The organism is Brevundimonas sp. GW456-12-10-14-LB3 (assembly GCF_059424365.1).
This window is the reverse complement of record NZ_JBWKZJ010000008.1, coordinates 1-15,052: the sequence shown is the minus strand read 5'-3', so window position 1 is coordinate 15,052 and position 15,052 is coordinate 1. Positions and strand designations below refer to the sequence as shown.

The window sequence follows — 15,052 nt, the reverse complement described above, 5'->3', positions numbered from 1 at the left end:
CGTGAACCTCCACACCCTGATCATTCTCGGGATCTTCGCCCCGCTGCTGGGCGCGACCATCGCCGGCCTGTTCGGCCGTCGGATCGGCAACATCCCGTCGCAGACCGTAACGACCGGCCTGCTGTTCTTCTCGTGCGCCGTCGCCTGGACGGTCTTCGGCCAGTGGACCTGGGGCCATCTGGAGCCCTTCACCATCGGCCTGGCGCCCTTCATCAATGTGGGGGACTTCCAGTCGGCCTGGTCGATCCGCATCGACGCCCTGTCGGCGACCATGCTGATCGTGGTCACCAGCGTCTCTTCGCTGGTTCACCTCTACTCCTGGGGCTATATGGCCGAGGACGACAGCCGGCCGCGCTTCTTCGCCTATCTGTCCCTGTTCACCTTCATGATGCTGGCGCTGGTGACGGCCGCCGACTTCATGCAGATCTTCTTCGGCTGGGAAGGCGTGGGTCTGGCCTCCTATCTGCTGATCGGTTTCTGGTACAAGAAGCCGACCGCCAGCGCCGCCGCCATCAAGGCCTTCGTGGTCAACCGGGTCGGCGACTTCGGCTTCGTGCTGGGGATCATGACCGTCTTCTGGATGTACGGCACGATCGAGTTCGCCGAACTGTTCCCGCTGGTCGCCTCCAAGGCGGGGACGACCTGGGAGTTCCTGGGCGTCCAGTGGTCCGCGCTGGATCTGGCCGGCTTCCTGCTGTTCATCGGGGCCATGGGCAAGTCGGCCCAGTTCTTCCTGCACACCTGGCTGCCGGACGCGATGGAAGGCCCGACGCCGGTGTCCGCCCTGATCCACGCGGCCACCATGGTGACCGCCGGCGTCTATATGGTCTGCCTGCTGTCGCCGATCTATGAGCACGCCCCCGGCGCCGCCCAGATCATCGCCATCATCGGCGCGATCACGGCCCTGTTCGCCGCTACGGTCGGCCTGACCCAGAACGACATCAAGCGGGTCATCGCCTATTCGACCTGTTCGCAGCTGGGCTATATGTTCTTCGCGGCGGGCGTCGGCGCCTATCAGGCGGCCATGTTCCACCTGTTCACCCACGCCTTCTTCAAGGCCCTGCTGTTCCTTGGCGCTGGTTCGGTGATCCACGGCATGCACCACGAGCAGGACATGCGGAAGATGGGCGGCCTGTGGAAGCTGCTGCCGATCACCTATGCCGTCATGACCATCGGCACGATCGCCATCACCGGCCTGGGCATCCCCGGCGTCGGCGGCTTCGCCGGCTTCTATTCGAAGGACTCGATCATCGAGAGCGCCTACGCCTCGGCCGCCAGCGGCCATAGCGCAGTCGGGCTGTTCGCCTTCTTCGTCGGCATTATCGCCGCCGGTCTGACCGCCTATTACTCGTGGCGTCTGGTCTTCATGACCTTCCACAACAAGCCTGTGTGGAAGGAAGAGGGCGACGCTCACCACGCCGACGACCACGCCTCGCACGCCCAGCTGGAAACCCATTCCGAGCCGATCGCCGACGGTCACGACACGCACGGTCACGACGACCATGCCCACGACGACCACGGCCACCACGGCCCGCTGCACCCGCACGAGAGCCCCTGGGTCATGCTGGTTCCGCTGATCCTGCTGTCGGTCGGCGCCGTGGCTGCAGGCTTCGTCTTCGCGCCGCACTTCATCGGCCACCACGAGCATGAGTTCTGGCGTGGCGCCATCTTCACCGGCGAGCACAATCATGTGCTCCACGAAAGCCACGAGGTTCCGACCTGGGTGAAGTGGTCGCCCCTGATCCTGACCCTGATCGGCACGGCCTTCGCCTACTGGATCTATGTGGCGCGCGAGGGCATGGGCCGTCGCATGGCCGAGCGGGACGGCGCGATCTACCGCTTCCTGTACAACAAGTGGTACTTCGACGAGTTGTACGACTTCGTCTTCGTGCGCGGCTTCCGGGCCCTGGGCGACGCCTTCTGGAAGATCTTCGACGTGAAGATCATCGACGGCTTCGGCCCCAACGGCGCCGCCTGGGCCTCGCTGAAATCGGCCGGCTGGCTGTCCAAGTTCCAGTCCGGATTCCTCTACTACTATGCCTTCGTGATGCTGCTCGGGGTGGCTGGTCTGCTCACCTTCGCCATCCTCGCGTGGGGAGCCTGATCCCGTGCCCTACATCCTGAGCCTCGTTACCTTCCTGCCGCTGGTCGGCGCCCTGGCGATCTATCTCGCCCGGCTGGCCTCCAAGTCCCAGGACGCCGCCGCCCCGGCCGCGCGCTGGATCGCTCTGCTGACGACCCTGGTCGTCCTGGGGGTCTCGGTCGTGCTGGTCGCCGGTTTCGATCCGTCGAACACCGCCTATCAGTTCGTGGAGATGGTCCCCTGGTTCGCCGGGGCCAGCTATCATCTGGGCGTCGACGGGGTTTCGATCCTGTTCGTCCTCTTGACGGCCTTCCTGATGCCGATCTGCATCCTGGCCAGCTGGAAGTCGATCGAGACGCGCGTCGTCGAATATATGATCGCCTTCCTGATCCTGGAGACCCTGGTCATCGGCGTCTTCACGGCCCTGGACCTGTATCTCTTCTACATCTTCTTCGAAGGCACCCTGGTGCCGATGTTCCTGATCATCGGCATCTGGGGCGGCGCCAACCGGATCTACGCGGCCTACAAATTCTTCCTCTACACCCTGCTGGGGTCGGTGCTGATGCTGCTGGCCATGCTGTGGATGTCGCACACCGCCGGCACCACCAGCATTCCGGAGCTGAAGCAGTACGCCTTCAGCCCCGCCGTTCAGCCCATCCTGTGGCTGGCCTTCTTCGCCTCCTTCGCGGTGAAGATGCCGATGTGGCCGGTCCACACCTGGCTGCCCGACGCCCACGTTCAGGCGCCGACGGCCGGTTCGGTCATCCTGGCCGGCATCCTGCTGAAGCTGGGCGGTTACGGCTTCATCCTGTTCAACGTGCCCATGTTCCCGGTCGCGTCCGAGATGTTCCGGCCCCTGGTCTTCACCCTGTCGGTGATCGCCATAGTCTACACCTCGCTGGTCGCCTGGCGTCAGACGGACATCAAGAAGCTGATCGCCTATTCGTCGGTCGCCCACATGGGCTTTGTGACCCTGGGCATCTTCGCCGGCAACGACCAGGGCATGCAGGGCGCCGTCTTCCAGATGATCAGCCACGGCCTGATCTCGGGCGCGCTCTTCCTGTGCGTCGGCGTGGTCTATGACCGGATGCACACGCGCGAGATCGCCTTCTACGGCGGCCTGACGTCGCGCATGCCCTGGTTCGCCGCCATCTTCCTGATGTTCACCATGGCGAATGTCGGCCTGCCGGGCACCTCGGGCTTCATCGGCGAAGTCCTGACCATGACGGGCGCCTATCGGGCCTCGACCTGGGCGGCCCTGGTGGCGGCCTCGGGCGTCATCTTCTCGGCGGTCTACGCCCTGACCCTGTATCGTTCGGTCATGTTCGGCGAGATCACCAATCCGAAGCTGATGACCATCGCCGACATCGACAAGCGTGAGCTTGCGCTGTTCGTGCCGCTGATCGTCGGCACCCTGTGGCTGGGCGTCCATCCGGCCGCCGTCCTCGATTACACCGGGCCCGCCGTCGAGGCCCTGACCAGCGCCTATCGCGCCGCGATCGGCGGGTGAGACCAAGCATGCCTGATCTGTCCTCCGCCCTGCACCTCGCCGCCTCGGAGCTGACCCTTGCGGTCGGCGCCCTGGTCCTGCTGATGGTCGGCGCCTTCATCGGCGACAAGAGCGCCCGGCTGGTGTCCATCCTGTCGGTCCTGCTGCTGATCGCCGCCGCCGCCATCGCCGTCATGGGACCGTGGGGCGTCGCCTTCAACGGCGCCTATGTGGCCGACCCGCTGGCCATCTACGGCAAGAGCGTCATCTATCTGTCCGCCGCCGTGGCCGTCGTGCTGGGCGACGGCTGGATGAAGCGCACCCGCATCGCCAAGTTCGAATATCCGGTCCTGATCGTCCTCGCGGCGGTCGGCATGGGGATGATGGCCTCCTCGGGCGACCTGATCTCCATGTATGTCGGCATCGAGCTGCATTCGCTGGCCCTGTACGTCCTGGCCGCCTTCCACCGCGACGACGCCAAGGCGTCGGAAGCGGGCCTGAAGTATTTTGTGCTCGGCGCCCTGTCGTCCGGCCTGCTGCTGTACGGCGCCAGTCTGATCTACGGCTTCGCCGGCTCGATGCGCTTTGAGGACATCGCCGCTTTCGCCCAGGACCATCCGGGCCCGGGCCTGGTGTTTGGCCTGGTCTTCCTGATCTGCGGCCTGGCGTTCAAGGTTTCGGCGGCCCCCTTCCATATGTGGACGCCCGACGTCTACGAAGGCGCGCCGACGCCGGTCGTTGCCCTGTTCGCCACCGCGCCCAAGATGGCCGCCATGGTCCTGATCGCCCGGGTTCTGGAAGGCGGCTTCGCCGAGGCCCACGCCCAGTGGTCGCAGGTCCTGATCGCCATCTCCCTGCTCAGCTTCGTGGTCGGCGCCTTCGGCGGCATCGCCCAGAAGGACATCCAGCGTCTGCTGGCCTATTCGTCGATCGCCAACATCGGCTACGCCCTGCTGGGCATCGCCGCGGGCACCAGTGCGGGCCTTCAGGCCATGCTGATGTTCATGACCCTGTATGTCATCGACCAACTGGGCTTCTTCGCCATCCTGCTCAGCCTGTCCAAGTCGGGCCGCCCGATCCGACGCGTCGCCGATCTCGCCGGTCTGAAGAAGGATCGTCCGGTCACCGCTGTGGCCCTGACCGTCCTGTCCTTGTCGGTGCTGGGCATGCCGCCGCTGTCGGGCTTCTGGGCCAAATACTATGTGTTCGGGGCCGCTGCCTCCGCCGGCTTGTGGCCGGTCGCCGCTGTCGGTCTGGTCGCCTCGGTCGTCGCCGCCTTCTACTATCTGCGGATCATCAAGCTGATGTGGTTCGATGCGCCCATGGATGAGATCGCGATGGACAAGGCCTCGCCGGAAACCAACGTCATCGGCTGGGCCTGCGCCGCCTTCGCCTTCCCCCTGGTGATCGTCGGTCTGACCTGGCTGGAGCCGCTGACCAAGGTTGCGAGCGCCGGCTTCGGGAACGGTTAGGGCGTTGACGCCCGCCCCCCTGGTCATCCTCGACGAGATCGACTCGACCAACGCCGAGGCCCGGCGTCTCGCCGAGGCCGGAGAAGCCGGGCCGCGCTGGATCGTGGCTCGGCGCCAGACCGCCGGTCGCGGTCGCCGCGGCCGCAAGTGGGAGACCGAACAGGGCAACCTGGCGGCCACCCTTTTGATCACCACGCCCAAGTCGGCGGCCGAGGCGGCCCAGGCCACCTTCGTCGCCGCCCTGGCCGTCGCCGACCTGCTGGACGTCTTCGTCTCGCCGGCCCTGGTCTCGATCAAATGGCCGAACGACGTCCTGCTGGACGGGGTCAAGGTCTCCGGCATCCTGGTCGAGTCCGGCGCCCATGCGAACGGCGACCTGTGGCTGGCCGTCGGCATCGGCGTGAACCTGGCCCATGCGCCGGACAATACGGAGCGCGGCGCGACTGCGGTCGCCGAGCGTCTGCGCGCCGACCTGGCCTTCGCTCCTCCCATCGAGGCCGCCGCCGAGATCCTGGCCGAGACCTTCGCCGTCTGGTGGGGCCGCTGGCAGACCCTGGGCTTCGAGCCTGTGCTGGACGCCTGGACCAGCCGCCTGACCGGGCTGAACGGCCCGTGCGTCGCCCGCCTGGACAATGAAACCCTGGAGGGCCTGGCCGAGGGGGTAGAGGCCGATGGCGCCTTGCGCCTGCGTCTGGCCGACGGTTCGGTGCGTTTGATCTCGGCCGGCGACGTCTTCTTCGGCCAAGGAACTCAGGCGGGGGCCGCCTGATGCTGCTGGCCATCGAACAGGGCAACACCAATACGCTGTTCGCCGTGCACGACGGATCGGACTGGATCGCCCAGTGGCGCGCCGCCACCGAGGCCAGCCGCACTGCGGATGAGTACGCCGTCTGGCTGAACCAGCTGATGGTCATGAAGGGGCTGCAGTTCGCCGCCCTGACCGGCTGCATCATCTCCAGCGTGGTGCCGCAATCGATCTTCAACCTGCGCAACCTGTCGCGCCGCTATCTGAACATCGAACCCCTGGTGATCGGCGAAAACGCCAAGCTCGGCATCGACGTCCGCATCGCCAAGCCCAGCGAGGCGGGCGCCGACCGTCTGGTCAACGCCATCGGGGCCAAGCTTGTCTATCCCGGCGACCTGATCGTGATCGACAGCGGTACGGCCACCACCTTCGACATCGTCGCCGACGACGGCGCCTTCGAGGGCGGTCTGATCGCGCCGGGGATCAATCTGTCGCTCCAGGCCCTGCACGAGGCCGCCGCCAAACTGCCGCGCATCGCCATACAGAAGCCCGAGCATGTGATCGGCAGGGGCACGGTCGAGGCCATGCAGTCCGGCGTCTTCTGGGGCTATGTCTCATTGATCGAAGGCCTGGTCGCGCGCATCAAGGCGGAATGGGCGCGGCCCATGACCGTCATTGGAACCGGCGGGGTCGCCAGCCTGTTCGAAGGCGCGACCGACAGCATCGATCACTTCGATCCCGACCTGACTATCCGCGGCCTCCTCGAAATCTGGCGTCGTAACGCCCATTTGACGGACTGAATGAAAAAGCAAACCCAAGACGAACTCGTTTTCCTGCCGCTGGGCGGCTCGGACGAGGTCGGTATGAACCTCAACGCCTATGGCTTCGGGCCAGAGGCCAATCGTGAATGGCTGATCGTCGACGTCGGCGTCACCTTCGGCGATCTGTCGACGCCTGGCGTCGACGTGATCGTGCCGGACCCCACCTATCTGGAAGGGGAGACGATCAAGGGCATCGTCCTGACCCATGCGCACGAAGACCATATCGGCGCCCTGGGCTGGCTGTGGCCGCGCCTGAAGGCGCCGGTCTACGCCACGCCCTTCACCGCCTATCTGATCCGCGACAAGCTGCGCGAGCGCGGCATTCTGGACGAGGTCGAACTGATCGAGGTGCCGCTGGGCGGAACCGTCGACATAGGCTCGTTCGGCGTCACCTTCGTCAACATGACCCACTCGATCGCCGAGCCCAGCGGCCTGGCCATCGACACCCCTCTGGGCCTGGTTTTCCACACCGGCGATTGGAAGATCGACGACCAACCGGTCATCGGGACCAAGACCGACGCCCCGACCATCCGAGGCCTGGGCGACGAAGGCGTCCTGGCCATGGTCTGCGACTCGACCAATGTCTTCGTGCCGGGCGTGGCCGGGTCGGAAGGCGACGTGGCCGTGGCCCTGGCCAAGCTGATCTCGACTTTGAAGGGCCGGGTCGCCGTCGGATGCTTCGCCTCCAACGTCGCGCGGATGGACAGCGTCATCCGCGCCGCCGAGGCGTGCGGGCGTCGCGTCGCCCTGGCTGGCCGGTCGATGCACCGGATCACCGCCGCCGCCAAACACGTCGGCATGCTGCAGGACGTGAAACCCTTCCTGTCGGACGAGGAGGCGCGCGTCTGGCCCGCCGACCAGATCCTGTACCTGTGCACCGGCAGCCAGGGCGAGGCGAGGGCGGCCCTGTCGCGCGTCGCCGACGGCACGCACCCCGTCGTGAAACTGGGCCTCGGCGACCACTGCATTTTCTCGTCGCGCCAGATCCCCGGCAACGAACTGGCCATCGGCAATCTGCAGGACCGTCTCGCGGACCGGGGCGTGCGCCTCTACACCGAGAAGGATCACCCCGGCATCCACGTCTCCGGCCACCCGTGCCGCGACGAGCTGAAGCAAATGTACGAATGGGTCCGGCCGCAGATCGCGGTTCCGACCCACGGGGTGCGCCGCTTCCTGCTGGAGCACGCCAACCTGGCCAAGGAGGTCGGGGTCAAGGAGACGGTGACCCCGCGCAACGGCGACATGGTCCGCCTGGCGCCTGGTCCGGCGCAGATCATCGACGAAGTGCCGAACGGCCGGCTCTATGTCGACGGCGGCATGCTGGTGACCGAACAGGGCGAGGCCCTGAAGGAGCGTCGCCACGCCTCGACCAACGGGGTGCTGATCGTCAGCTTCGCCCTGGACAAGCGGGGCCGGATCGTCAGCGACATCGACATCCGCAGCGTCGGCCTGCCGGGCGACACCGCCACGCCTCTGGGCGACGCCCTGGACAATCTGGCCGAGCGGGTCGAGCAGGTGGTCAAGAGCCTGAAGGGCGAGGCCCTGGAGGACGAACTGGTCATTGAACAGGCCGTCGCCCGCGTGTTGAAGAAGGCCAGCCAGCAGATCTGGGATCGCCGTCCCATCGTCGAGACGGTCGTCCTGCGGGTCTGACGGTGCCTTCCGCTGGCGCTCCGGTCATGAGCCGATCTATATCGCGCTCATGGCCGAACGACTCTTCCTGCTGAACCCCGACTGGCACGACGATCAGGGCGGGCCCTGGTTCTGTCCGCCCGGCGCCTATATCGAGGGCGTCCTGGCCTTCTATCCCCAGCTGCGGGAGGCGCTTGAGGTGGTCTATCTGGACCACCCCCGGCCGCGCGCGCCAGTCGTCGCCGAGGTCGGCGAGGCGCATCAGAGCTGCCCGATCCTGATCCTGGACGGCGAACTGGACTGGCCCGAGGCCCAGGTCAGCGAAGTCACCGGCCGCCGCTTCCTCCAGGACCACGCCATCGCCCCCTATCTGGCGGCCCGCTACGGGATCGGTCGGCCGCATCCCTGAGGGCGCGGCTGGGTCCTGCAGTCGATCTCTTCCAGGCAAGGCTGTATGCCTGGCTGATCTGCGGCATGGCGGGGACTCGTCGTGGGGAGGCTGATCCTCTAGATCGGTTTCAACCGGACGCTAAAGTTCCGACAGGAGGTCTCATGCCCATCGGCCCCGCCACCATGTTCGGCATCTACATCATCGTCTGGTGGACGGTTTTGTTCGCGGTCCTTCCGCTGGGAACCTCGCGCGAGACCCACACCCCGCCGACCGACGGCGCCCAATGGGGCGCCCCGACCACGCCGAATCTGAAACGCAAATTCCTCACCACCACCTGGGTGTCGGTGATCGTCTGGGCCTTCGTCATGGTGCTGATCTTCACCGGCTGGCTGCCCCTGCCGGACTTCTCGCGCGCCCCGGCTCTCTAAACGCCATCCCGGCCTAGCTTTCGCCCCGGTCCAGCGGCTAAAGCCTTGGTCTGTCTCTACGCCTAGGATTCCCCATCATGCGCCTGTCGCGCTTTTTCCTGCCCACGCTGAAGGAAGCCCCTTCGGACGCCCAGATTGTTTCGCACCAGCTGATGCTGCGCGCCGGCATGATCAAGCAGGAGGCCGCCGGCATCTACGCCTGGCTGCCGCTGGGCCTGAAGGTGCTGCGCAAGATCGAGCAGATCGTCCGTGAGGAGCAGGTGAGGGCGGGGGCGGTCGAACTGCTGATGCCGACCCTGCAACTGGCCGACCTGTGGCGTGAGAGCGGCCGTTACGACGCCTACGGCCCCGAGATGCTGCGCATCACCGACCGGCACGAACGCGAACTTCTGTACGGACCGACCAATGAGGAGATGATCACCGACATCTTCCGGGCCTATGTGAAGTCCTACAAGTCGCTGCCGCTGAACCTGTTTCACATCCAGTGGAAGTTCCGCGACGAGCGCCGCCCCCGCTTCGGCGTGATGCGCGGCCGCGAGTTCCTGATGAAGGACGCCTATTCCTTCGACGTCGACGAGGCCTCGGCCCGCAAGGCCTACAACCGCATGTTCGTGGCCTATCTGAACACCTTCGCCCGCATGGGGTTGAAGGCCGTGCCGATGCGCGCGGACACCGGCCCGATCGGCGGCGACCTGAGCCACGAGTTCATCGTCCTGGCCGAGACCGGCGAGAGCGCGGTCTTCTGCGATAAGAAGCTGGTCGAAATGCCGGCGCCGGGCGCGGACGTGGACTGGGATGATCTTCAGTCAATCGTTGATCAACGAACCGCCCTCTACGCCGCGACCGAGGAAATGCACGACGAAGCCCGGTTCGAGGCCGAGACCGCCGAGGGCGATCGCCTGTCGGCGCGCGGCATCGAGGTCGGCCACATCTTCTATTTCGGCGAGAAATATTCGGCGCCGATGAAGGCCCGCGTCGCCGGTCCCGACGGCCAGGACGCGAATGTCCACATGGGCAGCTACGGCGTCGGCGTGTCGCGCCTGCTGGGCGCCATCATCGAAGCCAGCCACGACGAGGGCGGCATCATCTGGCCCGACGCCGTGGCGCCGTTCGACGTGGTGGTGATCAATCTGCGCGCCAATGACGACGCCGTCTCCGCCGCCTGCGAGGACGCGGTCGCTCAGCTCGAGAAGCGGGGCAAGGAGGTGCTCTACGACGACACCGACGAACGGCCGGGCGGCAAGTTCGCCACCGCCGACCTGATCGGCGTGCCGTGGCAGCTGACCATCGGTCCCAAGGGCTTGGCGGACGGGGTGGTCGAGCTGAAGCGCCGCGCCACCGGTGAAAAGGTCTCCGTGCCCCTGGCCGAAGCCATCGAAAGGCTGACGGCTTGAACCCTCCAGCCCGTTCCTCCGGCCCCTTCTCCGCCTGGGAGATCGGTCTCGCCCTCCGTTACCTGCGCGCCAAGCGAAAGGAGGGCGGGGTCGCCACCATTGCGGTGATCAGCTTCATCGGCATCATGCTGGCCGTCGCCGTGCTCATCAGCGTCATGAGCATCATGTCCGGTTTCCGCGCCGAATTGCTGGGCCGGATGCTGTCGTTCAACGGCCATATGTACGTCCAGGGCCCGGTCCTGACGTCGGAAGATCGCGACGCCGCCCTTAAGCGGATCGCAGCAGTCCCCGGTGTGGCCAGCGTCACCCCTCTGAACGAGAGCCAGAGCCTGGTCCGGGTCGGCAACTTCACGACCGGCGCCATGGTGCGCGGCGTGCGGCCCCAGGACCTGGCCACCACCAAATATGTCTTCGACAGCCTGACGCCCCAGGAGCGGGCGAACTTCGGCAAGGGCGCCTATGGCGGCGACCGCATCCTGATGGGCGCGGCCCTGGCCAATTCCCTGGGCCTGCGGGTCGGCGATCCCGTCACCCTCTATTCGCCCACCGGAGCCGATAGCGCCTTCGGCAATCTGGGCGGGCTGGAAAAGACCTATTTCGTCGGCGGTCTGTTCCGCTCGGGCACGGCCGATTTCGACCGCGCCTTCCTGTTCATGCCGCTGGAACAGCAGCAGCTCTTCTTCGGGAAGGAAGGCGTGTGGGACGCGATCGAGATCAAGGTCGATGACCCCGACCGGGTCGGCGAACTGACCCCCGCCATCCGCGACGCGGCCGGGCCGGGCTCGGTCGTCAGCGACTGGCGCGAGCGTCTGGCCGCCTTCTACGGCGCCCTGAAGGTCGAGCGGGTGGCGATGAGCATTATCCTGGGTCTGGTGGTCGCCATCGCAGCGATGAACATCATCTCCGGCATCGTCATGCTGGTGAAGAACAAGACGCGCGACATCGCCATCCTGCGCACCGTCGGCGCCAGCCAGTCTTCGATCCTGCGGGTCTTCTTCATGTCCGGCGCCCTGATCGGCGTGGCCGGGACCGTAGCGGGTCTGGTGCTGGGCCTGCTGTTCTGCTGGAACATCGGCGCCATCCAGCACGCCCTGGAAGCCATCCTGGGGGTCCAGCTGTTCAACGCCGACGTCTATCAGCTGGACGCCATTCCGGCCCTAGTCGATCCCGTCGACGTGACCTGGGTCGCCCTGCTGTCCTTCAGCATGAGCTGCCTGGCCAGCCTGCCGCCGTCGTGGACGGCCTCGCGCATCGATCCCGTGGAGGCGCTCCGCTATGAGTAGTCCCATCCTGTCGGTGCGCGGCCTGACCCGCACCTATGACACCGCGAGCGGCGGCCTGACCGTGCTGAAGGGCGTGGATCTGGACGTCATGCCCGGCGAGATCGTCGGTCTGATCGGTCCCTCGGGCTCGGGCAAGTCCAGCCTGCTGCACGCCGCCGGCCTGTTGGAAAGGCCGACCGAGGGCACGGTCGCCATCGACGGCGAAATGGTGGGCGATCTGGACGAGCGCGCCCGCACCCGCCTGCGTCTGTCGCGCATCGGCTTCGTCTATCAGTTCCACCATCTGCTGGCCGAGTTCGACGCGCGCGACAACGTCGCCCTGCCGATGCGGATCGCCGGCATGGGCCAGGCCCAGGCGCGCAAACAGGCCGAGGAGACCCTGACCGCCCTGGGTCTGGGCGAACGCCTGACCCACCAGCCGGCCCAGCTGTCGGGCGGCGAGAAACAGCGCGTCGCCATCGCCCGCGCCCTGGCCAACCGGCCCCGCCTGCTGCTGGCCGACGAACCGACGGGCAATCTTGACCCGAGCACCAGCCAGTCCGTGTTCGAAGCCCTGCGCGACCTGGCCAAGACCACGGGCGTCGCCGCCCTGATCGCCACCCACAATATGGAGCTGGCCGGCCACATGGACCGCGTCTTCGCCCTGAGGGACGGCCATCTGGAAGAACGGGCGGCCCAGAGCCAGACCTACTGAGCTAGGCCTACTGAGCTAGGTTCAATCGACATTCAGCTTACTGCGGTCAGGCCGCTCTTCCCGCGTCAAAGGGCCTTGATGCGGCGAGCGGGTTCATCACAGCGATCACGGCGGATCCACAACGGTCACGACGCCATCGGAACGCGCCGTGTCCGCCGTGACCTCGTCGTGCCCCGTTGTGATGAACCCATCCTCAATCGGCGTTCCGCCGCCAGACGTTTTTCCCTTCCGCTGACGCGGGAAGGAAGACCGACACTCAATGGAAGACCGACACTCAATGGAATAGAGTCTTCAACGCCCAAGGCGCTTCTCCTGGGTTGGCGGCTGCGCGCCGCCCGGCAGGACGGCGGCAGGCCCAATGTCGATTGGCCCTAGGCCTACTGAAGGCCCGCCTGCCTCACCCCACAGCCGCGTCGCCCCAGATGGCGCGCAGGCTTTGCGGCCGGCGGCAGCCCTGGCGGTAGGCTTCGTAGTGGGCGCGGTGGCGGCGGGCGTAGTCCTGGTGCTCCGCGCCGGCGGGCCAGAACCGCTGAGCCCCGACGACCGGGGTGGTGAAGCTCTTGCCCAGCACCCGCATGGCCGCATCGCGCGAAGCCACCGCCGCTGCGCGCTGATCCGCCGTGGCGAAGACGGCGGTTCGATAGGAGGGGCCTCGGTCGCAGAATTGTCCGTCCGGATCGGTCGGGTCGATCGTGCGCCAGTAGCGGTCGACCAGGGCGCGATAGCTGACCACGCGCGGATCGAAGGTCACCTGGACGGCCTCCATATGGCCGGTCCCGCCGCGCACCACCTGTTCATAGGTGGGATTGGCCCTATGGCCCCCGACGAAGCCCGACACCGCCGACCGGACGCCGGGCAGGCCGTCGAACGCCTTTTCCTCAGACCAGAAGCAGCCTCCGGCGAAGACCGCCGTCTGAAATCGAGGCGCGTCGCGGGCCTGGGCGTCGGCCGCCGCACGGGGCAGGGCGAGCAGAACGAGTCCCGCGACGATGGCTCCGACGCCGGTCGGGCGGATCTTTGATTTGAGCATGGTCGTCTCCCTGCTTGCTCTACATACGACGGACGCGCGTGAGTGGTTTCGTACGGAACGCCCCTGTGGATAAGTGTGGGGTTGACGCGAACAAGAGGTGAACATAGAACAAGAAGGGAACATTATTCATTGAGGATGAGCCGCAATGCCGCGTTTGATGAGAGACCTGTTGTCGTTGGCCTCGTGCGGGGGCTTCGTCTGGATGGTCTGGACCCTGGCCTTCAGCGTCACCGCCGCCTGAAATCGGACAGATCACCGGACAGTCCGATTGTCGGTTTTCAATAGATCAAAGACTTAGGCGGAGGTTTCGGACAGATCGGACAGTTCGGACACTGTTTTTTCCACGACCGGCCCAAGCCTCTATCCACAGCCGGGGCCGGGATCGCCCGCCTCTGGGGCGGTTTGCGGTGTCCCCGCGCGCGACGATGTGAGACTCGGTCCAAGATGGCGTGCGCGCCCTGATCGGCGACGCGAGAGGCGGAAGGTGCAGTGAGCGAAACGGTGAACAGTCAGGGCTTCGTCCATCTGCGGGTCCGCTCGGCCTATTCCCTGCTGGAAGGCGCGATCAAGGCGGGCAAGCTGGGCAAGATGGCGGCCGAGGCGGGCATGCCGGCGGTGGCGATCACGGACCGTTCGAACCTGTTCGGCGCCCTGGAGTTCAGCCAGTCCACCAAGGACGCCGGGGTCCAGCCCATCGTCGGCTGCGCCCTTCCGGTCCTGGGGATCGGCGGTCAGCAGGCCGCGCGCTGGGCCAAGACGCCGACGGTGGTTCTGCTGGTCCAGAACGAGACGGGCTGGCGCAATCTGTGCGCCCTGTCCTCGGCGGCCTATCTGGAGGCCGGCGAGATGGCCGAGCCGGGCGTGGCCTGGAGCATGGTGGCGGCCCGCTCCGAAGGTCTGATCCTGCTGTCGGGCGGCCCCGACGGCCCGATCGATCCCCTGTTCGCCCAGGGCAAGTTCGGGGAGGGCGCCGCCGCCTTGGCGGCGATGAAGTCCGTCTTCGGCGACCGCTTCTATGTCGAGCTTCAGCGCCACGGCCTGGAGGACGAACGGCGCGCTGAGCCGGGTCTGGTCCAGTGGGCCTATGACAATGACGCGCCCCTGGTCGCCACCAACGACGTCTATTACGCCAAGGCGGCCCAGGCGAAGTCCCACGACGCCCTGTTGTGCATCGCCGACGGCGCCTTCACCGGCCAGGAGGACCGCCGCCGGATCACCGGCGAACACTGGTTCAAGTCGGCCGAGGCCATGCGCGACCTGTTCGCCGACCTGCCCGAGGCTTGCGACAACACCATCGACATCGCCCGGCGCTGCGCCTTCCTGGTCAAGACCCATGCGCCCATCCTGCCGCGCTTCGACACCGGGGCGGGGCGGTCCGAGGCCGACGAACTGGCCCACCAGGCGCGCGAGGGGCTGAAGCTCCGTCTTCAGCAGGTCCCGCCCGCCGTGCCGGAGGAAGACTACTGGACCCGGCTGGAATGGGAGGTCGGCATCATCCAGCAGATGGGCTTCCCCGGCTATTTCCTGATCGTGTCGGACTTCATCAAATGGGCCAAGGAGCACGGCATCCCGGTGGGGCCGGGGCGGGGC

General features: G+C 66.5%; 13 protein-coding genes. 12 read left to right on the top strand and 1 reads right to left on the bottom strand.

Going from position 1 to position 15,052, the window contains the following annotated elements; all coding sequences use genetic code 11:
- The first annotated feature begins 1 nt into the window (after nt 1).
- From nuoL to AC07XS_RS05190, 11 genes are all read left to right on the top strand, one after another.
- A complete protein-coding gene (gene nuoL / locus AC07XS_RS05240; protein ID WP_182713795.1) occupies nt 2–2,104 on the top strand; it encodes an NADH-quinone oxidoreductase subunit L in 2,103 nt (700 codons plus the stop codon).
- Between the two features lie 4 nt (nt 2,105–2,108).
- Nucleotides 2,109–3,593, top strand: a complete 1,485-nt coding sequence (locus tag AC07XS_RS05235; protein WP_182713794.1) for an NADH-quinone oxidoreductase subunit M — start codon at nt 2,109–2,111, stop codon at nt 3,591–3,593.
- Nucleotides 3,594–3,601: 8 nt separating this feature from the next.
- A complete protein-coding gene (gene nuoN / locus AC07XS_RS05230) occupies nt 3,602–5,044 on the top strand; it encodes an NADH-quinone oxidoreductase subunit NuoN (protein WP_182713793.1) in 1,443 nt (480 codons plus the stop codon).
- A gap of 4 nt (nt 5,045–5,048) precedes the next feature.
- On the top strand, nt 5,049–5,813 hold the full coding sequence (locus AC07XS_RS05225) for a biotin--[acetyl-CoA-carboxylase] ligase (RefSeq protein ID WP_182713792.1): 765 nt from the start codon (nt 5,049–5,051) through the stop codon (nt 5,811–5,813).
- Nucleotides 5,810–6,589, top strand: coding sequence for a type III pantothenate kinase (locus tag AC07XS_RS05220; RefSeq protein ID WP_182713840.1), 780 nt, complete (start codon nt 5,810–5,812; stop codon nt 6,587–6,589). The genes AC07XS_RS05225 and AC07XS_RS05220 overlap by 4 nt, the downstream gene beginning before the upstream one ends.
- The gene (locus AC07XS_RS05215) at nt 6,590–8,263 is read left to right on the top strand and encodes a ribonuclease J (RefSeq protein ID WP_182713791.1); all 1,674 of its coding nucleotides are present in this window, start codon (nt 6,590–6,592) and stop codon (nt 8,261–8,263) included.
- A gap of 49 nt (nt 8,264–8,312) precedes the next feature.
- Nucleotides 8,313–8,651, top strand: a complete 339-nt coding sequence (locus AC07XS_RS05210; protein ID WP_182713790.1) for a DUF3088 family protein — start codon at nt 8,313–8,315, stop codon at nt 8,649–8,651.
- A gap of 143 nt (nt 8,652–8,794) precedes the next feature.
- Entirely contained in the window at nt 8,795–9,061 is a 267-nt protein-coding gene (locus AC07XS_RS05205; protein ID WP_054765548.1) for a DUF1467 family protein, read from the top strand.
- 77 nt (nt 9,062–9,138) lie between these two features.
- Nucleotides 9,139–10,455 carry a proline--tRNA ligase gene (gene proS, locus AC07XS_RS05200; RefSeq protein WP_182713789.1) on the top strand — a complete coding sequence of 439 codons (1,317 nt, stop codon included), beginning with the start codon at nt 9,139–9,141 and terminating at the stop codon, nt 10,453–10,455.
- Nucleotides 10,452–11,738: a lipoprotein-releasing ABC transporter permease subunit gene (locus tag AC07XS_RS05195; protein ID WP_182713788.1), complete on the top strand. Its 1,287-nt coding sequence runs from the start codon at nt 10,452–10,454 to the stop codon at nt 11,736–11,738. The genes proS and AC07XS_RS05195 overlap by 4 nt, the downstream gene beginning before the upstream one ends.
- Entirely contained in the window at nt 11,731–12,432 is a 702-nt protein-coding gene (locus AC07XS_RS05190; RefSeq protein WP_182713787.1) for an ABC transporter ATP-binding protein, read from the top strand. Before AC07XS_RS05195 ends, AC07XS_RS05190 begins: the two co-directional genes overlap by 8 nt.
- A 397-nt stretch (nt 12,433–12,829) precedes the next feature.
- Here AC07XS_RS05190 and msrA read toward each other — a convergent pair whose 3' ends face one another.
- Nucleotides 12,830–13,462, bottom strand: coding sequence for a peptide-methionine (S)-S-oxide reductase MsrA (gene msrA, locus AC07XS_RS05185; protein ID WP_182713786.1), 633 nt, complete (start codon nt 13,460–13,462; stop codon nt 12,830–12,832).
- A 489-nt stretch (nt 13,463–13,951) separates the two neighbouring features.
- On the opposite strand from msrA, the gene AC07XS_RS05180 reads away from it, so the two are divergent.
- Nucleotides 13,952–15,052: PHP domain-containing protein (locus tag AC07XS_RS05180; protein WP_182713785.1), on the top strand; the 1,101-nt coding region annotated here is incomplete at its 3' end.